The 21,848-nt window shown below is 71.7% G+C and carries 21 protein-coding genes; 11 read left to right on the top strand and 10 right to left on the bottom strand.

Annotation, left to right across the window (positions count from 1 at the left end):
• Window positions 1–45 precede the first annotated feature (45 nt).
• Window positions 46–1,536 carry an alpha/beta fold hydrolase gene (locus tag ACGF3H_RS03425; RefSeq protein ID WP_362488684.1) on the top strand — a complete coding sequence of 497 codons (1,491 nt, stop codon included), beginning with the start codon at window positions 46–48 and terminating at the stop codon, window positions 1,534–1,536.
• Between the two features lie 26 nt (window positions 1,537–1,562).
• On the opposite strand, the gene ACGF3H_RS03430 is transcribed toward ACGF3H_RS03425, so the two are convergent.
• From ACGF3H_RS03430 to ACGF3H_RS03455, 6 genes are all read right to left on the bottom strand, one after another.
• Entirely contained in the window at window positions 1,563–2,768 is a 1,206-nt protein-coding gene (locus ACGF3H_RS03430; RefSeq protein ID WP_362488686.1) for a hypothetical protein, read from the bottom strand.
• A gap of 71 nt (window positions 2,769–2,839) precedes the next feature.
• Complete coding sequence (locus ACGF3H_RS03435) at window positions 2,840–3,817, bottom strand: SCO2521 family protein (protein ID WP_362488688.1); 978 nt, start codon at window positions 3,815–3,817, stop codon at window positions 2,840–2,842.
• A 1-nt stretch (window position 3,818) separates the two neighbouring features.
• Window positions 3,819–4,784 carry an SCO2522 family protein gene (locus ACGF3H_RS03440; protein WP_362488689.1) on the bottom strand — a complete coding sequence of 322 codons (966 nt, stop codon included), beginning with the start codon at window positions 4,782–4,784 and terminating at the stop codon, window positions 3,819–3,821.
• Window positions 4,781–5,698: an SCO2523 family variant P-loop protein gene (locus ACGF3H_RS03445; RefSeq protein WP_189228532.1), complete on the bottom strand. Its 918-nt coding sequence runs from the start codon at window positions 5,696–5,698 to the stop codon at window positions 4,781–4,783. The genes ACGF3H_RS03440 and ACGF3H_RS03445 overlap by 4 nt, the downstream gene beginning before the upstream one ends.
• Window positions 5,699–5,700: 2 nt before the next feature.
• Window positions 5,701–7,545, bottom strand: coding sequence for an SCO2524 family protein (locus ACGF3H_RS03450; RefSeq protein ID WP_362488691.1), 1,845 nt, complete (start codon window positions 7,543–7,545; stop codon window positions 5,701–5,703).
• A 68-nt stretch (window positions 7,546–7,613) separates the two neighbouring features.
• The gene (locus ACGF3H_RS03455; RefSeq protein WP_362488693.1) at window positions 7,614–8,363 is read right to left on the bottom strand and encodes an SCO2525 family SAM-dependent methyltransferase; all 750 of its coding nucleotides are present in this window, start codon (window positions 8,361–8,363) and stop codon (window positions 7,614–7,616) included.
• A gap of 323 nt (window positions 8,364–8,686) precedes the next feature.
• Between ACGF3H_RS03455 and ACGF3H_RS03460 the strand changes: the two genes are divergently transcribed.
• Window positions 8,687–9,241, top strand: coding sequence for an N-acetyltransferase (locus ACGF3H_RS03460; RefSeq protein ID WP_362488695.1), 555 nt, complete (start codon window positions 8,687–8,689; stop codon window positions 9,239–9,241).
• A gap of 6 nt (window positions 9,242–9,247) precedes the next feature.
• Here the strand turns inward: ACGF3H_RS03460 and ACGF3H_RS03465 are convergent, their stop codons facing one another.
• Both ACGF3H_RS03465 and leuA read right to left on the bottom strand, forming a co-directional pair.
• Window positions 9,248–9,943, bottom strand: a complete 696-nt coding sequence (locus ACGF3H_RS03465) for a TerB family tellurite resistance protein (protein ID WP_362488696.1) — start codon at window positions 9,941–9,943, stop codon at window positions 9,248–9,250.
• Between the two features lie 184 nt (window positions 9,944–10,127).
• Window positions 10,128–11,849: a 2-isopropylmalate synthase gene (gene leuA / locus ACGF3H_RS03470; protein ID WP_362488698.1), complete on the bottom strand. Its 1,722-nt coding sequence runs from the start codon at window positions 11,847–11,849 to the stop codon at window positions 10,128–10,130.
• Between the two features lie 334 nt (window positions 11,850–12,183).
• Here leuA and ACGF3H_RS03475 point away from each other — a divergent pair, with 334 nt between their 5' ends.
• The 7 genes from ACGF3H_RS03475 (at window position 12,184) to ACGF3H_RS03505 (ending at window position 18,301) form a co-directional block, all read left to right on the top strand.
• The gene (locus ACGF3H_RS03475; RefSeq protein ID WP_362488700.1) at window positions 12,184–13,254 is read left to right on the top strand and encodes a M4 family metallopeptidase; all 1,071 of its coding nucleotides are present in this window, start codon (window positions 12,184–12,186) and stop codon (window positions 13,252–13,254) included.
• A gap of 21 nt (window positions 13,255–13,275) precedes the next feature.
• Complete coding sequence (locus ACGF3H_RS03480; RefSeq protein WP_362488702.1) at window positions 13,276–13,542, top strand: protealysin inhibitor emfourin; 267 nt, start codon at window positions 13,276–13,278, stop codon at window positions 13,540–13,542.
• 57 nt (window positions 13,543–13,599) lie between these two features.
• The gene (locus tag ACGF3H_RS03485) at window positions 13,600–14,913 is read left to right on the top strand and encodes a GH1 family beta-glucosidase (protein WP_362488704.1); all 1,314 of its coding nucleotides are present in this window, start codon (window positions 13,600–13,602) and stop codon (window positions 14,911–14,913) included.
• A gap of 141 nt (window positions 14,914–15,054) precedes the next feature.
• Window positions 15,055–16,134 (top strand): PhoH family protein, encoded by a 1,080-nt coding sequence (locus tag ACGF3H_RS03490; protein WP_362488706.1) that lies wholly within the window; start codon window positions 15,055–15,057, stop codon window positions 16,132–16,134.
• Between the two features lie 12 nt (window positions 16,135–16,146).
• Window positions 16,147–16,644 (top strand): rRNA maturation RNase YbeY, encoded by a 498-nt coding sequence (gene ybeY, locus ACGF3H_RS03495; RefSeq protein WP_077798791.1) that lies wholly within the window; start codon window positions 16,147–16,149, stop codon window positions 16,642–16,644.
• Window positions 16,641–17,945 (top strand): hemolysin family protein, encoded by a 1,305-nt coding sequence (locus ACGF3H_RS03500; protein ID WP_362488708.1) that lies wholly within the window; start codon window positions 16,641–16,643, stop codon window positions 17,943–17,945. Before ybeY ends, ACGF3H_RS03500 begins: the two co-directional genes overlap by 4 nt.
• Window positions 17,942–18,301: an MmcQ/YjbR family DNA-binding protein gene (locus tag ACGF3H_RS03505; RefSeq protein WP_362488710.1), complete on the top strand. Its 360-nt coding sequence runs from the start codon at window positions 17,942–17,944 to the stop codon at window positions 18,299–18,301. Before ACGF3H_RS03500 ends, ACGF3H_RS03505 begins: the two co-directional genes overlap by 4 nt.
• Here ACGF3H_RS03505 and ACGF3H_RS03510 read toward each other — a convergent pair.
• Window positions 18,263–19,711 (bottom strand): MFS transporter, encoded by a 1,449-nt coding sequence (locus tag ACGF3H_RS03510; RefSeq protein ID WP_362488711.1) that lies wholly within the window; start codon window positions 19,709–19,711, stop codon window positions 18,263–18,265. The two genes, ACGF3H_RS03505 and ACGF3H_RS03510, sit on opposite strands and share 39 nt — an antisense overlap.
• Window positions 19,712–19,858: 147 nt before the next feature.
• Here ACGF3H_RS03510 and ACGF3H_RS03515 point away from each other — a divergent pair, with 147 nt between their 5' ends.
• Both ACGF3H_RS03515 and ACGF3H_RS03520 read left to right on the top strand, forming a co-directional pair.
• Complete coding sequence (locus tag ACGF3H_RS03515; protein ID WP_362488884.1) at window positions 19,859–20,680, top strand: helix-turn-helix transcriptional regulator; 822 nt, start codon at window positions 19,859–19,861, stop codon at window positions 20,678–20,680.
• Window positions 20,681–20,709: 29 nt separating this feature from the next.
• Entirely contained in the window at window positions 20,710–21,063 is a 354-nt protein-coding gene (locus tag ACGF3H_RS03520) for a cytidine deaminase (RefSeq protein ID WP_362488713.1), read from the top strand.
• 70 nt (window positions 21,064–21,133) lie between these two features.
• Here ACGF3H_RS03520 and ACGF3H_RS03525 read toward each other — a convergent pair whose 3' ends face one another.
• Window positions 21,134–21,847, bottom strand: a complete 714-nt coding sequence (locus tag ACGF3H_RS03525) for an SMI1/KNR4 family protein (RefSeq protein WP_362488714.1) — start codon at window positions 21,845–21,847, stop codon at window positions 21,134–21,136.
• Window position 21,848: the final 1 nt, after the last annotated feature.

A 21,848-nucleotide genomic window follows, 5' to 3' on the forward strand; every position in this document is an offset into this window, starting at 1 on the left:
GTTGCCCGGATGGGGCGGCGCACGCCGATCCGCGAGGCTCCTCACATGACGCAGCGCACGCGCACCATCCGCAACGCCGCCATCGTCGGCGTCTCCACCGCCCTCCTGGCCGTCACCGCCCCCGTGACCGCCTCCCTGGCCGCGAGCCCCTCCGCGGGCCTCGCCTGGACCGCCTGCGAGGGTTCCGGCATCGACCCCCGCCAGCAGTGCGCCACCCTCCAGGTGCCCATGGACTACGCCGACCCCGACAGCCCCCGCATCGACATCGCCGTCTCGCGCATCCCGAGCGAGCATCCCGGCGCACGGCGCGGCACCCTGCTGCTGATCCCCGGCGGACCGGGCGGCTCCAGCCTGAACGACCCCTCGGGGAAGGGGCAGAAACTGCCGCAGGACGTCCGGGACGCCTACGACCTCGTCGGCTTCGCCCCGCGCGGGCTCGCCCCGTCCACGCCCGTCGACTGCGGGCTGGACCACGGCGACCTCGCCACCTCCAGACTCCGTCCCTGGCCCGCCGCCGACGGCTCGGTGGACGGGAACATGGCCACCGCCCGCCGCATGGCCGACGCCTGCGCCGCGAACGGCGGCGAACTGATCGGGCACCTCACCACCGCCAACGAGGCCCGCGACATCGACCGCCTCCGCGCGGCGCTCGGCGAGCGCAGGCTGTCCGCGTGGGGGGTGTCGTACGGGACGTACGTCGGAGCCGTGTACGCGCAGCTGTTCCCGCACCGCACCGACCGCATCGTGCTGGACAGCAACGACAACCCCGACCCCGCCCGCGTCGCCCGCGCCTGGCTGGCCGGGCACGAGCAGGGCGTGGAGGACACCTTCCCGGACTTCGCCGCGTGGGCGTCCGAGCCGGACAACCCGGACCGCGTCGCGAGCAGGGCCGCCGACGTCCGGCCGCTGTTCCTGCGGCTGGCCGCCCGCCTCGACCGGGAACCGATCCCCTGGCCCGGCGCCAACCCGGAGGAACTCAACGGCAACGTGCTGCGCCAGACCATGCTGGACAGCCTCTACTCCCCCAGCCGCTACCCCACGCTCGCCAAGCTGATGCGGGCCGCCGAGCAGGGCACCGTGCCGCCCGCGCCGGCGGCGCCGCCCGAGGCCGTCCTGCAGAACGTCGCCGCCGTCGGCGCCGGAGTCCTCTGCAACGATGTCGCCTGGCCCACCTCGGCCGCCGTGTACCAGAAGGACGTCGCCGAGAGCCGCGCGAAGTACCCGCTCACCGCCGGCATGCCCCGCAACGCGATGCCGTGCGCCGCCTGGCCGTTCCCGCCGCGCGAGGCGCCCGTGCGGATCACCGGCCGGGGGCCGTCGAACATCCTGCTCGTGCAGAACGAGCGGGACGTCGCCACCCCGCTCGGCGGCGCCCGCAAGCTCCGGGAGGCGTTCGGCCGGCGTGCGGTCATGGTGACGGTGAACTCCACCGGGCACGACGCCTACCTCGCCAACGGCAACGCCTGCGGCGACCGCACGGTCTCCCGCTTCCTGGCGACCGGGCAGCGGCCGGGCACGGACACCTACTGCGCCTGACGGCCGCCCGGCGTGACCGGGCCGGTTCAGGCCCGGTCGACCATCCAGTTGCCGTCCTCCTCGGCGTCGACCCGCACCTCCAGCTCGCGCAGGCTCATGCTCGCCTCCCACAGCTCCTTGAAGCGCTTCATCCGGTCCCGTACGTGGTCCTGGCGGGCGATGAGCCGGGTCCGCACGTTCACGTCGCGCAGATCCTGCTCGATCTCGAAGGACACCTCCTCGTCGAAGACGATGAAGTCGTTGGTGGTGCCGCGCTGGAGGTGCGGCGGCAGTTCGGGCAGGACCGCCGCACGGACCTCGATGTGCCGCAGTTCCTGCTCCTCGCACAGCCGCAGCAGCCGGTCGTCGAGCTCGCGCGCGCTCTCCAGCAGGAACAGCCGGCGCACCGTCACGCCCTGCTCGTCGACGGCGTCCTGCTGGGCCTCCAGGTAGCGGCTGGCGGGCTCGCTGTTCCAGAACTCGCGGTCGACGGAGGTGCTGGTGGCGCAGATGGACTGCTCGGCGGCGCGGGTGAGGGCGAGCATCCAGTCGTGGTTCTCGCCGGGGCACTCCGCGGTCAGGTTGGTGAGGTCCGCCATGTAGCCGACGACCCGCGTCATCTCCAGGCGTACGAAGGTGTAGAGGATCGAGGGTCCGGGGGCGAGGACCTCGGCGAAGCTCTTGGCCAGTTCGGGCACGCCCTCGATGCGGGCCCGGTCGAGCGGAGGATAGGGCTGCTCGGTGCCGTGGCCCGCCTGGACGAGGTGGTTCTCGACGAGCTGTTTCACGTCCTCGGTGTGCCGGACCAGGCCGGTCCGCAGCTCGTCGTCGTACTGGTTCAGGCCGTCACGGACGGCGGCGGCGTGCTCGGCCAGCGCGCTCTCCACCCGGCGGGTGTGCTCCTCCACCAGCCGGGTGTGCTCCTCCACCAGCCGGGTGTGCTCCTCCACCCGCTGGTCGTGGCTGTCCCGTTCCGCCGTACGCACCTCGTCGGCCCGCCGGCCCAGGCCGTGGACGTACGGGACGAGCACCGCGGCGACGGCGCACAGCGCGGCGGTGGCGAACTGCCGCAGCGGGCCGCTGTCCGGGCTCAGCAGCGCGGTGACGCCCCAGGCCAGGGCGCCGAGGAGCAGGCCGACCAGCAGGCGGCGCGGCCATGGGGACTCGCTCGTCAGGCCGGGGAACGCCGGGCCGCTCGAACGGCCCGGCGGGACCTCCGTGTCGTCGGGCTGGGGTGACTGTGCCGTGCTCATCTCGCTTCTCCCCCCGTTGGGATACGCGTCGGATCGGGGCGGGGATGTGCGTGGGAGGTCGTGCCGTCCGCTCAGGACGCCGGCTCCACCTCCCGGTGGGCCGAGGGGATCGCGTGCAGCGTCAACTGGTCGCGGATGCGCTGCACCAGCGTCCTCCACTGACGGGTGAAGCCGGGCCGCTCCTCCAGGGGTTCCCACAGCGCGGCCAGCTCCTGGGGCACCCGGGCGCGCGGCATCCACAGGTGCAGCAGGTGGTTGACGGCGGGGCGCAGTGCCTCGACGACGGCGGAGCCGTGTTCCGGACCCGCGCCCAGGCGGATGCCGTCGAGCATCCGGACCAGGGTGGTGAGCAGCCAGTCGTGCAGGGCGAGGTCGTCGCACAGGGCGGCGAGGTCGCCGCCGGCGGTGTCCTCGGGCACCCGCAGCAGGACGGTGCGCAGTTCGTCCTCGGCGAGCGTGAAGCGTTCGATCGTCGGGCCCTCGCCCGGTGCGGCGGGCAGGGCCGCCCAGCGCAGCCGGGTGGGCCGGGAGCGCAGGGGCGGCCGGTGGTCGAGGAGGGGGTGGCGCAGCAGCCGGGTGAGCAGTCCGTCGGCGACCAGTCCCACGTCGAGGTCGCCGTGCCGTCCGCCGCCGAGCACGCCCTGTGCGACCGCCTCGCGGGGCAGCCTGCCGAGCGGCTCGACCACGCCGGGGCGCACCAGGTAGTGGCCCCAGGGCCGTCGCTGGTCGGGGCCGGCGGCGGGGACGTGGAAGTGGGCGGAGGTCTGCAGGAGCCGGCCCTCGGTGAGCGCGGCCCGCGCGACGACCGTGCCGACCGCGCGGATCCGGGCACCGTTGGCGCTGGGGAGGTGGCAGTCGACGCCGGTGAGGGTGTCGGGGGAACGCGCGTAGAGGTTGGGGCGCTCGGAGAGCAGGACGCGTTCGTCGGCGCGCAGGCCCAGGAGCTGGGCCGCCGCCCGGATGTCGAGGGCCTGCCGGGTGGGCAGCAGGCAGGTGCGGACCTCTCCGCACGCGAGTACGGAGGCGGGCGCGACCTTCCGCGGCGCCATGTCAGAGCCCCGCGTAGTAGACGTAGGAGAGACGGTCGGCCACCGAGTCGGGGACGGCGGCCCGCTCGGCGGCGGACCGCCGGGCGACCTGGTCCAGCGCCTGGGGGTCGACCTCGATCTGGTCCAGGATGACGCGGACGGCGTGCTCGACGGGCAGGAACCGGGTCGGCAGCACCGAGCAGGTGCGGTAGGCGGCGAACGGGTCGGCCCGGGGGTTGAGCCGCAGCAGCGAAGGCAGATCGTCCCAGTCGTCGGGGAAGCCGGTGGTGGTGTGCGGCTGGGGCACGAGGACGGCCTCGCCCTGGTTGCGCAGCAGGCCGAGGCGGGCGAGCTGCCACACCGCGGCGAGGAAGGGGCAGGACCAGGTGCGCTGCCCGTCGGGGTCGTCGCTCCAGAGCTCGACGTCCAGGAAGACGGAGTGGCGGCGGGCCGCGGTCTCCCGGGGCGGCTGCCAGGCGGCGGCGCGTTTCATCGCCTGCGGGGCGCGGGCGACGGGGCTGCGCTCCCCGTTGGCCAGCCAGCCGGTCTGCGCGGTGGGCGGCCGCATGCCGTAGCTGCCGGGCGGCGGCGACTCGACGATGCGGCCGGCCACCGCCTCGGCGACGGGCACCTTGCCGGTGACGGCGCAGCCGGACTCGCGGGCCAGGTAGTCGACGGTCAGCCCGGCCCGGTCGGCCTCCGCCAGGAGCATGGGGACGACCTCGGCGGGGGTGGAGAAGCGCGTGAAGTAGTCGTCGATGAGGAAGCAGGTGCTGATCCGGGCGCGTTTGCCGCCGGCGCGGGCGACGGCGGCGGCGCGGGCGGCCTCCACCCAGGGGCGGACCTGGGTGAAGTGGTCCCGCAGCCGCTCGGGGCCGGCCTCGAAGTCCTCCATGTAGAGGTGGCCCAGCTCCAGGGAGAGATGGGCCAGCGGAACCGACTCGGTGCGCGGCTCGGCGGCGGTCTCGCGGAACCCGGTCTCCGTCACGGCCGCCCCCAGTACGTGTCGTCCGTCAGGCGCCGGGCGATCTCCTCCAGCGCCTCCAGCGTCTCCTTGTTGGCGATCTGGGTGGAGAGCACGTCCTCCTCGGTGATCAGCTGCTCGCGCCACTGGAGTATGGGTTCCAGCGGCACGATGCCGAGGACGACGCTGTCGCCGATGCGGTGCTCGGCGGCGAGCCGGCGCAGCGCCTCGTCGCAGGCCTGCATCCAGGCGGCCTGGGCGGGCGAGCCCTGGGACCACAGCGGCGACTCGGGGTCGGGTACGGCGGCTCGCACGAAGCGGGTGGCGGCGCGCAGTGCCTCCTCGTCGTGGCCGCGTTCGACGCCGCCGCGGATGATGCCGTGCTCGGCGTGGACCAGTCCGGAGGCGGCGATCACGTGCTGGCGGGTCCAGCGGTGGAAGACCAGCCAGCGGAAGGGGACGAACTGCATCCGGGGGTGGGCGGTCGCCGCGAGGACCATGTCGACGGCGTAGCTGCGGCCGGCGCTGAGGTCCACGACGATCAGGTCGAACTCGCCGTTGAGGCGCAGCAGCAGGTCGACGCAGCGTTCGAGGGCGTCCTCGCCGGTGGCGAACTCGCCGCCGCCCGCGTCGCCGGGGAACAGGACCAGCCGTCCGGACTGGTTGGGGCGGGAGCGCAGCAGGGGGTGCTCGGTCTGCCGCCAGACGTCGATCCTGGCGGGTTCGGCGGTCTCGCCCTCCAGGTAGGAGTGGAGTCCGCGTTCCTCGGTGCCGCGCATGGCGCCGGGCACGTCGAAGACGGCGGCGGCCGTGGGCGAGCCGAAGTCGAAGTCCACGTAGGCCACGTGGTCCCCGGTGAGGGCGCGCTGGTAGGCCAGGTTGGCGCTGGTCACCGAGCGGCCGGTGCCCCCCTTGTCGGAGGCGGCGAAGACGAGCACGCTCACACCTCCTGTGCGGCGGCGCCCCTGGCCTGGGCCAGGGTGTCGAGTTCCTGGAGGACGGGGAGGGCGAGTGCGAAGGCGGTGGCGGGCCGTTCGTCGACGAGGCTGCGGGCGTGGTCGAGACGGCTCTCGATGCTGCGCATCGCCCGGGCTCTGCTTCCGTCGGCGGCGGCGGACGCCTCCAGCTGTTCCTTGCCGAACAGGTGGGTGGCCTCGCTGAGCAGTTCCCGGGCCAGTTCGGCGAGTTCGGGGCTGCGGATGGGCTGCTGTTCGTACAGGTTGCGGGCGGCGACGAGGCATTCGGTGACGCGCTCGGTGATGCTCCAGGACATGCGCAGTTCGGCGTCGTGCGCGTCGGGGTAGACGGCCCGGACGTTGTCCCAGAGTCCGGCGCCGTCGTCGTCCTCTATCCGCCGGTTCCACAGGTGTTCGAAGGTCTGCTCGGCGAGGCGGAGCAGCCGGTCCTGGGCGCCGATGTTCCGGGAGAGTTCGGCGAGCTGGATGATCCGCTTGAGGAGCTGTGCGGAGAAGTCGGTCATCCGCCACAGCAGGAGGCTGCCGGAGCGCTCGGATCCGGCGAGTGGCATGGTGACCCCGGGGTTGTGCAGTCGGATGGTGGGGTCGTCGCGGGTCATCCGGCTGGAGACGCGGCCGCGGTCGGCGAGGCGTTCCATGATGGCGACGGTGCGGGTGAGGTCGTCGTCGGTGGCCTTCCGGCGGACCAGGTCGTGCACGAGGATGGCGGCGACGGTGAGGGAGAAGTACTCGGACTCCAGCCTCAGGCCGGTGGTCTGCCAGGGCAGGTCCTCCAGCGGCCAGCGTTCGGTGCCGAAGCGGGCGATGGCGGACCAGTACTGCTGGCTGAGTTCCCAGCGCAGGCGCAGCGCCTCGGCGAGCTTCTGCTGGTCGGCGTCGAGCAGACCGAGGGTGAGGGTGCGCTCGGAGAACAGGTCCTGGATGCCGTCGAGGGCGACGACGGTGAAGTACACGTAGGGCAGCCGGTCGGCGATGCCGTCGGGCTGGCCGGGCACCTGCTCGTCCAGGTCGGTGACCTTGGGCGCGTCCTGGACGATGCCCCAGGCCCAGCCGCACTCGAAGAGCTGGCTCTCGTCCCGGATGCCCTCGTCGAACTGGATGCCGCGGGTGAGGCTCTCGATGATGGTGGCGCGCAGGGGCCGTAATCTCCGGGAGAACTGCTGGAGGGCGATCCGGTCGGACTGCTTGCCCTGGCCGATGACCTGGATCAGCCTGCGGCCCTGTTCGGACTCGGCGTCGAAGACGTTGACGGTGAAGGAGCGCAGCAGGCTGATCATGGCGGAGGTCAGCCGGGCGTTCGTGGCCTCGCGCAGCTCGGCGATCGCCCTGAGGACCTCGGGGCGGGTGGTGGTGGTCTCGTAGACCTTGAGGTACCCGAGGGTGGCGAGGGAGAGCGTGACGGACATGGAGTAGGAGTCCACCACGCCCAGCTGGCTCTGTTCGTGGGTGATCTGCCCCTGGGGGTCGGCCGGTTTGAAGTAGTGCCCGCCGGCGAAGGTGGGGCTGTCGTCCGGTCCGGTGTGGGTGCGCATGAACTGGGCGAGCGCGGTGATCAGATTGGCGGGGATCTCCAGCCGGGTGCCGACCCGCTCCAGGGCGCGCAGCACGTCCCGTTCGGTCGTGTCGGGCTGGTCGAGGCGGAAGGCGGGCACCTCGGTCGCCGGATACAGCAGGCAGAGCAGCCGCTCGGCGTCCGCGACGCTGCTCAGCCCGTCGGTGGGCCCCTGGACCAGCTTGCCGTCGTCGAACGAATGGCGGGCCATGGCCTGCCAGATGTCCAGCAGGTGCTGGCGTGGCTTGATCTGCATCCCCGTACCCCTCGTACAGATCTCGTTGCCCTGTGTGCGGACCGCGTGCTCGGAGATGGTCCCCGTTCTCAGGGGGCGGCAATCTCCGCGTTCCGCTGCCCCAGGGCGAGGAGAATTCCCTCGTGTCCCGGCCGCACCACGTGGTGCAGGTCGTGGATCTCCAGTTCCTTGCAGAAGGGGCTCAGGCTCTCCCGGGCCCGCTCCTCGTTCACCCGGTAGGCCGGGTACTGGTGTTCTCCCACCTGGTAGCCGACCGACTCCTTCATGAAGGCGGCGGCGAAGGGGGCTCCCTCGTTCAGCGCGTTCATGAAGCACCGCACGCCCCGCTGGAACTCCTCGGGGCACTCGGACATGGAGTCGGCGACGAAGAACATCGTGCCGAGGTCCCAGCGGCGCTGCCCGTCGAGGTCGAAGAGGTTGCCGCGCTCCACCCGGACGATGTCGCTGAAGCGGGTCCTCGGCTCCAGGTCGCGGTAGGCGGGGGCCTGCCGGAGCTCCTCCCAGAAGGCGTCCCAGGCCGTGTCGTATCCCTGGGCGGAGGTCTGCCTCTTCAGGTACTCGACGTTCGGGCCGGCGTACTCGAGGAGGAGGATCTTCTCGCACCAGGGCAGCATGGACAGGGCGGGGTAGAGGTTCGCACCGGCACCGACGTCGACACCCCGGACGGAATCCGGTACGGCCCCGGCGAAGCAGCGGCTGAAGTGGTCGCGCATCAGGCGCACGATCAGCCGGTCGACTTCGAGCGGGGTCCGGTAGTTGTTGTCGACATACACCTCGGGATCGAATTTCGACCAAGGCGCGTCGGCATTACGGTCCATAGTCACCCTGCCGCGTTCCGTTCGCTTGTGGACAGGGCCGTGCGCCCGCGCGCGGTCCTGTGGACGCCGACCGGTAGAGAGGCGTCTCCTTGTTCGCAAGATAGGACGCCACGGCGCATCCGGACAGCCGGGAACCCGCCAGTCCTCACTCCCGGGCGCACGTCAGGCGCACCGTTGCACACCCTAACTCTCCCTTGCACAGCGGGAGTTGGGCGCTCACTCTAGCCAGAAGGAGCACCGGCCGCCAGCGGGACCCCTCATTCCATCGAGTGTGGCTCCGGCGTCCGTCGAGTTGACGTCCGCACATCCTGACTGGGGGTGGCATGACCGCCGAACCACTGGAACGCGCCCTGGACCGCCACGAGCACCTCACGCAGCGGAGGCCGTTCCCGGACGCCCTGCCGCCGGTCCTGCGGACGGCGCGCGAGTCCGACCTGCCCGAACTGCGACGACTCGACGAGGAGGTCTTCCAGGAGGTCGCCTATCCGGGTTTCCTGCTGCGCCAGCTCTTCGACATGTACGCGGAGCACTTCCTGGTCCTCGACGGCGGCGGGGGCCGGCTGCGCGGTTATGTGCTGGCCGCGACGACGACCCCGGCGCTCGGCAGGGACAGCTGGATCCTGGGGCTGTGCGTGACCCGGGACCGCCGCCGGCACGGACTCGGCCGGGAACTGATGACGGAGATACTGGCCCGGCTGCGCCGGGACGGCATAGAGCGGGTCCGCCTCACCGTGGAACCCGCCAACCACGCCGCCATCCTGCTCTACCGCTCCCTCGGCTTCGCCCCCGAGGAGCCCGAGGCCGGGCTGCGCCGCGACTACTTCGGGCCCGGCATGGACCGGCACGTGCTGCGCCTGGACCTCACCGGGGACCGCTGAGCGGCGTCAGGAAGGGGTGCCCGCCGACTCCAGCAGCCGGGTCACGTCGTCGGAGCAGATGGTCAGCGCCGCGCCGACCGTCGCCAGGGCGTCGCGCTCGGCGGGTGTGTAGGGGCCGTCGGCCAGGGCGATGCGGGCACCCTGGAGGAGGATCGACTCACGGCCGACGGCGGCGAGGTGCGGGGCCAGCGGGTCCAGCGCCTCGTGCAGCTCTATGGCCAGGCCCGGCACGCAGGGCTCGTCGCGCACCCGCCCGGTGTCGGCCTCGAGCGCCTCGACCAGCGCGGCGAGCTGCTCCTCGGTGCAGTCCTCGAAGCCGGCCGCGCGCACCGCGGCGACCGCCGTCTCCAGGGACGTGCGGGAGCAGGTGCCGCCCGCGGCGAGCACCGCGAGGGCGACGGTGTGGACGGCGTCGCGGAGCATCGCGGAGAAGCGGGTGGTGGTCGGGTGGTCGAGGACGTCGGTGCCGTAGTGGCGGCGGCAGGCCGCGCACTCCACGGTCGGCGCCGACTCGCCGCGCGGCAGCACGGGCACCCCGAGCAGCGTGAAGCGGCGGCGGCCGGTGAGGCGCTGGTAGTTGCGGTCGCCCCCGCAGCCGGGGCAGAAGAACTCGCCGTCGCCGACGGGCGTCCATGCGGTGCGGGTGCCCAGGATGCGCGGCAGCCGGGCAGCTCGGTCGTCTCGTCCCCGTCCAGGCAGCACGTCGCACCTCCGTAACCGCGCGGCAGCATCGCCGCGCTGGCGTGATGTTAGCCACATCACCGACGTGGAGTCAGCACCCGGGACGAGACCTTTCCGTGACCTCGGTGTGGAGATGGCCGGTATACGACGGGGCCCCGCCCGCCGTGATCCGGCGTGCGGGGCCTCCTGTCACCGATTCGGCTGGTCAGCGAGCCGCCCGGTTGACGGCGGAGACGACCGCCTTCAGCGAGGCGCGCGTGGTGTTCGCGTCGATTCCGATGCCCCACAGGACCTTGTCGCCGATGGCGCACTCGATGTACGAGGCGGCCTGCGCGGAGGCGCCCTCGCTCATCGTGTGCTCCTGGTAGTCCAGCAGGCGGACGTCGATGCCGACGCCCTGCAGGGCGTGGAAGAACGCCGAGATCGGGCCGTTGCCGGAGCCGACCAGGGTGGTCTCCTCGCCGTCGACCGTGGCCTCGACGGTGAGCGTGTCGATGCCGTCGCGGTCGGTCGTGGTCTGGCCGTTCCTGACCTGGATGCGGCCCCAGGGGTTCTCCGGGTTGGGCAGGTACTCGTCCTGGAAGACGTCCCAGATCGCCGTCGGCGTGATCTCGCCGCCCTCGGCGTCCGTCTTCGCCTGGATGATCTTCGAGAACTCGATCTGCATCCGGCGCGGCAGTTCCAGCTTGTGGTCGTTCTTCAGGACGTAGGCGATGCCGCCCTTGCCCGACTGCGAGTTGACGCGGATGACCGCCTCGTAGGAGCGGCCGACGTCCTTGGGGTCGATGGGCAGGTACGGGACGGCCCACTCGATGTCGTCGACGGTGACGCCCTTGGCCCGCGCGTCGGCCTCCATGGCGTCGAAGCCCTTCTTGATGGCGTCCTGGTGGGAGCCGGAGAAGGACGTGTAGACCAGGTCGCCCACGTACGGGTGGCGCGGGTGGACCTCCATCTGGTTGCAGTACTCCCACGTGCGACGGATCTCGTCGATGTCGGAGAAGTCGATCTGCGGGTCGACGCCCTGGGAGAACAGGTTCATGCCCAGGGTGACCAGGTCGACGTTGCCGGTGCGCTCGCCCTGGCCGAACAGGCAGCCCTCGACGCGGTCGGCGCCGGCCATGACCGCCAGCTCGGCCGCGGCGACCGCCGTGCCGCGGTCGTTGTGCGGGTGGACGGACAGGCACACGTACTCGCGGCGGGACAGGTTGCGGCCCATCCACTCGAAGCGGTCCGCGTGCGTGGACGGCGTCGAACGCTCCACCGTGGCGGGCAGGTTGAGGATGATCTCGCGGCCCGGACCGGGCTGGTAGGTGTCCATCACCGCCTCGCAGACCTCCAGGGCGAAGTCCAGCTCGGTGTCGGTGAAGATCTCCGGGCTGTACTGGTAGCCGAACTCGGTCTCGGGGCCCAGCAGCTTCTCGGCGTACTCCATGACCAGGCGGGTGCCGTCGACCGCGATCTGCTTGATGTCGTCCTTGGAGCCGCGGAAGACGACGCGGCGGAAGACGGGGGCGGTGGCGTTGTACAGGTGGACGGTGGCGCGCTTGGCGCCCTTCAGGGACTCCACCGTGCGCTCGATCAGGTCCTCGCGGGCCTGGGTCAGCACGGAGATGGTGACGTCGTCCGGGATGGCGTCCGGGTCCTCGATGATCGACCGTACGAAGTCGTAGTCGGTCTGGCCGGAGGCGGGGAAGCCGACCTCGATCTCCTTGTAGCCCATCTTGACCAGCAGGTCGAACATCGCGCGCTTGCGGGCGGGCGACATGGGGTCGATCAGGGCCTGGTTGCCGTCGCGCAGGTCGGTGGAGAGCCAGCGGGGGGCCTGGGTGATGCGCCGGTCGGGCCAGGTGCGGTCGGGGATGTCGACCTGCTCGTAGCCGCGGTACTTGGTGGTCGGCATGGAACTGGGCTGCTGGCGGTTGGCCATGATCGCGTGGGCTCCTCGTGATGTCCGCGGTGTCCGCGTGTCCGGAAGGACGGCCGACGCGCAACACCAAGCACCGCGGGGAGGGAGTCGGCCTCTTACAGGCCCTCGCCGCGGCAGCTAAGGAGAAGCAGCCCGAAACGCATGATGCCCAGCACCTTAGCCGAGCCACGCCGGTCACGCGGGTCCGTATCAGTATGCGGGATCACGGAGGGAACCAGGACAAAAAGTGCCGTATACCACTTCCGGCTGCTCACCGGGCCCGCTTGGCGTCGCATTTCACCGATCATGGTTGCTTGTAGTGACAGGGAAGTCACGCAGTGCGATGGTTCCGGGCATGACGACCAACGGGGGCTTCGAGCCCGTCTTCTGCACCATCGTGCCGCCCCACGTCCTCGACAAGCTCGCCCGGAACGAGGACCCCGTGCTCGCCGGGCCCGCGCGCCGCACCATCCAGCGCGACGCCGCCGAGCGCACCCGCCGCGGTCTGACCACCGTCGTCGGCGCCCCCACCGTGACCCCGCGCGCCGGCGCCGAGGCGGGCAGGCCCCACCGCACGGTCTTCGACGCCCGGCACGGCACCGACCTGCCCGGCCGCAAGGTGCGCGGCGAGGGCGACGAGCCCGGCCAGGACGCCACCGTCAACCGCGCCTACGCGGGGCTCGGCGCCACCTTCGAGCTGTTCCTCAGGGCGTACCGGCGCGACTCCATCGACGGTGCCGGACTGCCGCTGGACGCGACCGTGCACTACGACCGCGAGTACAACAACGCCTTCTGGAACGGCGAGCAGATGGTCTTCGGCGACGGGGACGGGGAGATCTTCCTCGACTTCACCATCCCCGTGGACGTGATCGGCCACGAGCTGGCCCACGGCGTCACGCAGCACACCGCCAACCTGACGTACTACGGCCAGCCCGGCGCGCTGAACGAGTCGGTGTCGGACGTCTTCGGCTCCCTCATCAAGCAGTACTCGCTCGGCCAGACCGCCGCCGAGGCCGACTGGCTGATCGGCGCCGGGCTGCTCGCCCCGCGCGTGACCGGGGAGGCGCTGCGCTCGATGAAGGCGCCGGGCACGGCGTACGACGACGACGTCCTCGGCAAGGACCCGCAGCCCGCCACGATGGACGACTACGTGCGCACCGGCCGCGACAACGGCGGCGTGCACATCAACTCCGGCATCCCCAACCACGCCTTCTACCTCGTCGCCACGGAGCTGGGCGGCAACGCCTGGGAGCGGGCCGGACAGGTCTGGTACGACGTGCTGACCGGGGGCGAGCTGCAGGAGGACGCGTCGTTCACGGACTTCGCGACGCTGACGGTGAAGGCCGCCCGGGAGCGCTACGGCGACGCGGACGAACTGGAGGCGGTGCGCAAGGGCTGGGAACAGGTCGGGGTGCGCACGCTGTAGTTCCGTACTAGACACGGTCCCATGCGGATTCAGGTGAGGCGCACAGGAGGCTTCGCGGGCGTCGAACGCCACGCGGAGATCGAGACCGCGGGACGCCCCGACGCGGAGGAGTGGCACGCCCTGGCCGAGCGGGCGGTCGCCGACGGGCGGGCCACGCCGCCCGTCGGGGTGCCGGACGGGTTCAGCTACCAGATCACCGTGGACGGGAAGACGGTGTACGCGGCCGATCCCCGGCTGACGGACGAGCAGCGCCGGCTGATCTCGCGGGTGCTGAAGGAGGGCGCGTAACGCGCGTGGCGCGCAAGGGCGTTGACTTCCGTTACCGGGGGTACGGATGATCCGCGCATGGCGACTGACGCGATGCCGCGCTTCCCGGACGGCTTCCTGTGGGGCGTGTCCACGTCCGCGCACCAGATCGAGGGGGCGGCCGATCTGCGGGGGCCGTCCGTGTGGGACGCCTTCACGGCCGAGCCCGGCCGGATCAAGGACGGCTCGACGGCGGCGGTGGCCTGCGACCACTACCACCGCTACCGCGAGGACGTGGCCCTGCTCGCCGGCCTGGGCGTGGACGCGTACCGGTTCTCGGTCTCCTGGCCCCGGGTGGACTCCCCCGGCGGCCTCGACTTCTACGACCGCCTGGTCGACGAGCTGTGCGCGGCGGGCGTCCGCCCGCTGCCGACCCTCTTCCACTGGGACCTCCCGGCGGAACTGGACTGGCTCGAACGGGACACGGCGTACCGGTTCGCGGAGTACGTGTCGGCCGTCGCGCGGCGGCTCGGCGACCGGGTCGGCAGCTGGCTCACCCTCAACGAACCCGCCGAGCACACCCTCCTCGGCCACGCCCTGGGCACGCACGCCCCCGGCCGGGAACTGCTGTTCGACGCGCTCCCGGTGGCGCACCACCAGCTCCTCGCGCACGGGCTCGCGGTGCGGGCCCTGCGCGCGGTCGGCGCGGGCGACGTCGGGATCGCCAACTCGCACGGACCGACCTGGCCCGCCTCGGACGAGCCGGCCGACCGGGAGGCCGCGGACTTCTACGACGTCCTGCTGAACCGCCTGTTCGCCGACCCCCTGCTGCTGGGCCGGTACCCGGAGGGCGTCGGCGAGCTGATGCCGGGCTCCGCCGGACGGATCGACGCCGACCTGGAGGTGATCGCCGAGCCGCTGGACCGGTACGGCGTGAACTACTACGCCCCGGCGCGGGTGGGCGCCCCGCAGGGCACGGAGAGCGAGTGGGGCGGGGTGCGGCTGCCGTCCGGGCTGCCGTTCTCGGTGCGCGCGATCGAGGACCGGCCGCTGACGGACTTCGGCTGGCCCGTGGTCCCCGAGGGGCTCACCGAGCTGCTCACCGGTCTGCGCGACCGGTACGGCGACCGGCTGCCGCCGGTCGTCATCACGGAGAACGGCTGCTCCTACGAGGGCCTCGACGACCACGACCGCGTCTCCTACCTCGACGGTCACGTCCGCGCCCTGCACCGGGCGCTGGAGGCGGGCGTGGACGTGCGCGGCTACTTCGTGTGGTCGCTGCTGGACAACTTCGAGTGGGCGGAGGGCTACGCCCGCCGGTTCGGGCTGGTGCACGTCGACTTCGCCACCCAGGCGCGGACGCCCAAGACGTCGTACCGCTGGTTCCGGGACCTGATCCGCGCCCAGCGGTGACCGCCCGCGGGCATACCCCCGGGCCGGTGGGATAAAAGACCTGGGTGCTGTCGGCGGGGAGTCGTACGCTGGAGACAGCAGACTCACCCGTCACGCGGCGCACGCCGCAGAGGAGGACGTGCAGGCCTCGAGCGCCGGCCCATGACTCAGACACCCTCAGCTCACACCCCCGCGCAGGGGCAGGCGAGAGCACAGTTCACCGTCCCCGCCCAGCACCCCATGGTGACCGTACTGGGATCCGGCGACGCCCTTCTGCGCGTGATCGAGACGGCCTTCCCGGCGGCCGACATCCACGTCCGGGGAAACGAGATCAGCGCGGTCGGCGACGCCCATGAGGTCGCCCTGGTCCAGCGCGTGTTCGACGAGATGATGCTGGTGCTGCGCACGGGGCAGCCGATGACGGAGGACGCAGTGGAACGCTCGATCGCCATGCTCAGGGCGAGCGAGAACGGGGAGAGCGACGGCCAGGAGACCCCGGCCGAGGTGCTCACGCAGAACATCCTGTCCTCGCGCGGCCGCACGATCCGCCCCAAGACGCTGAACCAGAAGCGGTACGTCGACGCGATCGACAAGCACACCATCGTCTTCGGCATCGGCCCGGCTGGCACCGGCAAGACCTACCTGGCGATGGCCAAGGCGGTGCAGGCCCTGCAGTCCAAGCAGGTCAACCGCATCATCCTGACCCGTCCGGCGGTCGAGGCCGGCGAGCGGCTGGGCTTCCTGCCGGGCACGCTCTACGAGAAGATCGACCCCTACCTGCGCCCGCTGTACGACGCGCTGCACGACATGCTCGACCCGGACTCGATCCCGCGGCTGATGGCGGCCGGGACGATCGAGGTCGCGCCGCTGGCGTACATGCGCGGCCGGACCCTCAACGACGCCTTCATCATCCTGGACGAGGCCCAGAACACGAGCCCCGAACAGATGAAGATGTTCCTGACCCGGCTCGGCTTCGACTCGAAGATCGTGATCACCGGTGACGTGACGCAGGTCGACCTGCCCGGCGGGACCAAGTCGGGTCTGCGGCAGGTGCAGGAGATCCTGGAGGGCGTCGAGGACGTCCACTTCTCCCGGCTGACGTCCCAGGACGTCGTCCGGCACAAGCTGGTGGGCCGTATCGTCGACGCCTACGAGCAGTACGACAGCAGGAACGGCACCGAGAACGGCGCCCACAAGGGCGGCCACGCCCCGGGGCGCGGTGCCAAGGCCAAGGGGAAGTAGACCAGCACGACCATGTCGATCGACGTCAACAACGAGTCAGGAACCGAGGTCGACGAGCAGGCGATCCTCGACATCGCCCGCTACGCGCTCGCACGGATGCGCATCCACCCGCTCTCCGAGCTCTCGGTGATCGTCGTGGACGCCGACGCCATGGAGCAGCTCCACATCCAGTGGATGGACCTGCCAGGTCCGACGGACGTCATGTCCTTCCCGATGGACGAGCTGCGTCCGCCGTCGAAGGACGACGACGAGCCCCCGCAGGGCCTGCTCGGCGACATCGTGCTCTGCCCCGAGGTCGCCGAGAAGCAGGGCAAGGAGGCACCGACACAGCACTCCATGGACGAGGAGCTCCAGCTGCTCACCGTCCACGGGGTGCTGCACCTGCTCGGCTACGACCACGAGGAGCCCGACGAGAAGGCCGAGATGTTCGGCCTGCAGGCCGCCATCGTGGACGGCTGGCGTGCGGAGAAGGGCCTGACCGGCCCGTCCCCGGCCCCGACCGTCTCATGAGCCTCCCGCTCGTCGCCGGCGCCGTCGCCCTGGTCGTCGTCGCCTGGCTCGCCGCGTGCGCGGAGGCGGGCCTGGCGCGGGTGTCCAGCTTCCGCGCCGAGGAAGCGGTGCGCTCCGGGCGGCGCGGCAGCGCCAGGCTGGCCAAGGTCGCCGCCGACCCGACGCGCTACCTCAACGTCGCCCTGCTGGTCCGCGTGGCCTGCGAGATGGCCGCCGCCGCGCTGGTCACCTACGCCTGCCTGAAGGAGTTCGACGGCACCGGCGAGGCGCTGGTGATCGCCATCGCGGTGATGGTGCTGGTGTCGTACGTGGCCGTCGGGGTGTCCCCGCGCACCATCGGCCGCCAGCACCCGCTGAACACGGCGACCGCGGCGGCGTACGTCCTGGTGCCGCTGGGCCGGGTCATGGGCCCGATCCCGTCGCTGCTCATCCTGCTGGGCAACGCGCTCACCCCCGGCAAGGGCTTCCGCCGCGGCCCCTTCGCCTCCGAGGCGGAGCTGCGGGCGCTGGTCGACCTCGCCGAGAAGGAGTCGCTGATCGAGGCCGAGGAGCGCCGCATGGTGCATTCGGTGTTCGAGCTGGGCGACACGCTCGTGCGGGAGGTCATGGTGCCGCGCACCGACCTGGTCGTCATCGAGCGGTACAAGACCATCCGCCAGGCCCTCACCCTCGCCCTGCGCTCCGGTTTCTCCCGGATACCGGTCACCGGTGACGGCGAGGACGACATCGTCGGGATCGTGTACCTGAAGGACCTCGTGCGCAAGACGCACATCAGCCGGGACGCGGAGGGCGACCTGGTGTCCACGGCGATGCGCCCGGCGTTCTTCGTGCCCGACACCAAGAACGCCGGTGACCTGCTGCGCGAGATGCAGAAGGAGCACAACCACGTCGCCGTCGTCATCGACGAGTACGGCGGCACGGCCGGCATCGTCACCATCGAGGACGTCCTCGAGGAGATCGTCGGCGAGATCACCGACGAGTACGACCGTGAGCTGCCGCCCGTCGAGGAGCTGGGCGAGGACCGCTTCCGGGTCACCTCCCGCCTGGACATCGGGGACCTGGGCGAGCTGTACGGGCTGGAGGAGTTCGACGACGAGGACGTGGAGACCGTCGGCGGCCTGCTGGCGAAGGCGCTCGGCCGGGTGCCGATCGCCGGGGCCACGTCGATCGTCGAGCTGCCCGACGGCCGCGAGCTGCGGCTGACGGCGGAGGCCGCCGCGGGCCGCCGGAACAAGATCGTGACGGTGCTGGCGGAGCCGGTGGCCCCGGAGAAGTCCGGTGCCGGAGAGGTGGCGGAGTGACTCCCGGGGAACTGCGCGCGCTCTGCCTGTCCTTCAACGCGGCCGTGGAGGACTTCCCCTTCAATCCGGAGACCTCGGTCTTCAAGGTGCTGGGGAAGATGTTCGCCCTGACCGCGCTCGACGCGCTCCCCCTCACGGTCAACCTCAAGTGCGACCCGGAGGACGCGATCCGGCTGCGCTCCGAGCACGCGGGCCTGATCGTGCCCGGCTGGCACATGAACAAGCGGCACTGGAACACGGTGACCGCCGACGGCGAGCTCCCGGACCGCGTCGTCCGGGAGCTGGTCGAGGACTCGTACGACCTGGTCGTCGCCGGTCTACCGCGCGCCGAGCGGCTCCGCCTCGACCGTCCCTGAGCGGCGGGGGCGCAGTCCGGCCGCGATCAGGGCGGCCGCCGCGAGAACGATCGCCGCGTCCAGGACCAGCACCGTGTGCACACCGGAGCGCAGGTCCGCGGAGGTGGTGGCCAGCACGCCCAGCAGCGGGATGCCGACGGTGATGCCGACCTGCTGCGTGGAGGTGACCAGGCCGGTCGCCAGACCCTGCTCCTCGTCGGGGACGCCGGAGGTCACGGTGAGGCCGTAGGAGATGATCGCACCCAGGTGGCACATGCTGGCCAGGGAGACGGCGGCCGTGGCCAGGAACACCGACCAGCCGCCCTCCCCCAGTGCCAGCAGGGGCAGTCCCAGGGCGCCCTGCCCGGCGAGCGCGCCGACCAGGGTGCGGCGGGCGCCGAAGCGGCCGATGACGCGGGGCGCGTACGTTCCGGCCACCACCGACAGCACGCCCTGCACGCCGAAGACCAGGCCGGTCTCGAAGGCGGTCAGGTGCAGGACCTCCTGGAGGTACAGGGTGAGCACGAAGATCACCGTGGACATCATCGAGAAGGTCACCAGTCCGCCCAGGTTGCCCCAGGCCACCGTGCGGCGGCGCAGCATCGGCAGGGAGACCAGCGGGGCCGCGGAGCGGGACTCGACGGCCGCGAAGGCGGCCAGGAGCAGCAGGCCCGCGACGAGGGTGACGAGGACGTCGGCGCGGCCGAAGCCGTGCTCGGCGGCCGTCGACAGGGCGTAGATCAGGGCGAGCAGGCCGCCGGTGACGGTGACCGCGCCGGGCACGTCCAGGCGGGGGCGGTCGGGGGTGCGCGACTCGGGGAGCAGGCCCGGCGCGAGCGGCAGCACGACCAGGGCGAACAGCGCCAGCAGGCCCATGGTGGAGCGCCAGCTCAGCAGGTCGGTCAGGACTCCGCCGGCCACCATGCCGACGGTGAAGCCGAGCGAGAGCAGGGTGCCGGAGATGCCGAGGGCGCGGTCGCGGGCCGGGCCCTCCGGGAAGGTCGTCGTCAGCAGGGACATGCCGGTCGGCACGATGGCCGCCGCGCCGAGGCCCTGCAGGGCGCGTCCGGCGAGGAAGGAGGCCGGGTCCCAGGCGAAGGTCGCCAGCAGCGAGGCGGCGCCGAAGAGCGCGAGGCCGGCGAGGAACAGCCGGCGGCGGCCGTAGAGGTCGCCCATGCGGCCGAAGAGCAGCAGGAAGCCGCCGGACGGCAGCGCGAACGCCGTGACCGCCCACTGGAGGGCCGACTGGTCCATGCCGAGGTCCGCGCCGAGGACGGGCAGCGCGACGTTCAGGACGGAGAAGTCGAGCGCGACCATGAACTGGGCGGCGCAGAGCACGAACAGGACGAGCCGGTCGCGGGCCGAGAGCCGGGGAGCGGCCGTCGTGCCGGCGGGCACCGGCGGGGTGGAGGTGGAGGTGTCGATCGCCATGGACAAGAGCCTGCGGGCGCCGGAATGATCGTGGGGAGCGGGCGGTTGTCCTGGTGGTGGCACCACCAGCCGGAATCAGGGGGGAATCGGCACGTGACGGGAACCGGGCTCAAGACCCATCGGCGGAGCGAACTGCGGGAGTTCCTGATGAGCCGCCGCGCGCGGGTGACACCGGCCGAGGCCGGGCTGCCGGACGGCGGGGGGCGTCGCCGCACGCCGGGGCTGCGCCGTGAGGAGGTCGCCGTGCTCGCCGGGGTGGGCGCCTCCTGGTACCAGTGGCTGGAGCAGGGCAGGGACATCTCCGTCTCCCCGCAGGTGCTGGACGCGGTCGGCCGCGTGCTGCGGCTGAGCAACGCCGAACGCCGGCACCTGTACCTGCTGGCCGGGCTCAACCCGCCCGCGCCCGAGGTGGAGCCCGCCAAGCGGGACATGTGCGAGGGGCTGCGGCGGCTGATCGACACGTGGATGCCGTATCCGGCCCACATCATGGACCGGTACTACAACTGCGTGATGTACAACGACGCGGCGGCGATCGTGCTGGGCATGCGCCCCGACGCCACGCAGAACTGCCTGGTCGACTTCTTCACGGACCCGCTGTACCGCGCCCGTTCGCAGAGCTGGGAACGCAACGCCCGTACGGTCGTCGCCCAGTTCCGCGCGGCGTGCTCGGCCAGCCCCGACGACGAGGGGTTCCAGGCGGTCCTGGCCCAGGTGCGGGACGAGAGCGATGATTTCGTCCGCATGTGGGAGGAGCGGGACATCGAGGACGCCGGGCAGATCCGCAAGGAGCTGGAGCATCCGCTGGTCGGTCTGCTGTGCGTGGAGTCGACGGCGCTGAAGGTGCCCGCACGGCCCGACCTGACGATCGTCCTGCACACTCCGCTGGACGAGGCGAACACCGCCGCGAAGCTGGAGTGGCTGGCGTCGCCCCAGGGGCGGCGCGGGGCGATGTACCCGGTGGCGGGATGACCGGCCCGGTGCCTCCGTATGCTCTGACCATGACCGACACCACCGACCTCGACCCCGAGGACCGCAAGATCGTCACCCTGGCCCGCTCCGCTCGCGCCCGCAACGGCGTCCCCGAGGGCGCGGCCGTGCGCGACGAGACCGGCCGTACGTACGTCGCCGGGACCGTCGCCCTGGAGTCCCTGGAGCTCAGCGCCCTGCGGACGGCGGTGGCGATGGCGGTGGCGTCCGGCGCGACGTCGCTGGAGGCGGCGGCCGTGGTGACCGAGGCGCAGTCGGCGTCGGCCGAGGACCTGGCGGCGGTGCGTGACCTCGGCGGGGCGGGGACACCGGTGCTGGTGGCCGCGCCGGACGGGACGGTGCGGGGGACGGTCAGCGCGGGCTGACGCTCCAGGTCTCTCGAACTGCCGGTCGGCCGGAGGTCTCGTGGGGAGACCTCCAGCCGACCGGGCGAGACTAGAGCGAAACGCCGTCGGTGCCGCACTGCTCGAAACAACGGCACATCCCCAGGCCTTCCGGACGGTCCGCGGCACAACGCAACCGTCCCACCACCGAGGGATCGAACTTCAGCTGCACTCCGTCCGACATTTTCGAGATGGAGAGGGCGATCCCACCCGAGTACCGCATGGCTGCGGTGGACTCCACGAGGACCATGTTCTCGGCTGAGTACGTCCCGCCGAACACGAACGGAATCCGCGGGATCAATCTGTGTCCGGCGGGGAGAGCCCCGTGCAGCGACTGCCATTCATGAGCCACCGGATACCCGGTCAGGTACGCGTAGTCGTCCAGCACCCGGTGCGCCCAGTCGGCCAAGGAGTCCCCGACGGGTGTCAGGGCGGCCGTTTCGGGATTGAACGCGTAGACGCCCTTCCCGTCGGTGCCGAACTGGCCGCCGAAGACGTCCTCGGCGAAGAAGGACAACTCGGGCCGGAGCGCTCCGTAGCAGTCCAGCCAGCGCCGCCCTTCGTTCCAGTCGCCGAAGGAACGCGTTCCCCGCACCTCCACAGCCGACGGAAAGACGTGCAGGGCGGATTCGAAGGCGTAGAAACCATTGCGCCGCGTCAACAGCTGGTGCAGCTCCGCACCGACGGATCCCAGTGAGGACCAGTCCTCCGGGGCGGGCTGCTCGTCCGAGAGCGCAGGGCCTGAGAGCTTCAGCAAACGGTCCACT

It is taken from the genome of Streptomyces sp. NPDC048185, assembly GCF_043202495.1.
Classification (GTDB): Bacteria; Actinomycetota; Actinomycetes; order Streptomycetales; family Streptomycetaceae; genus Streptomyces.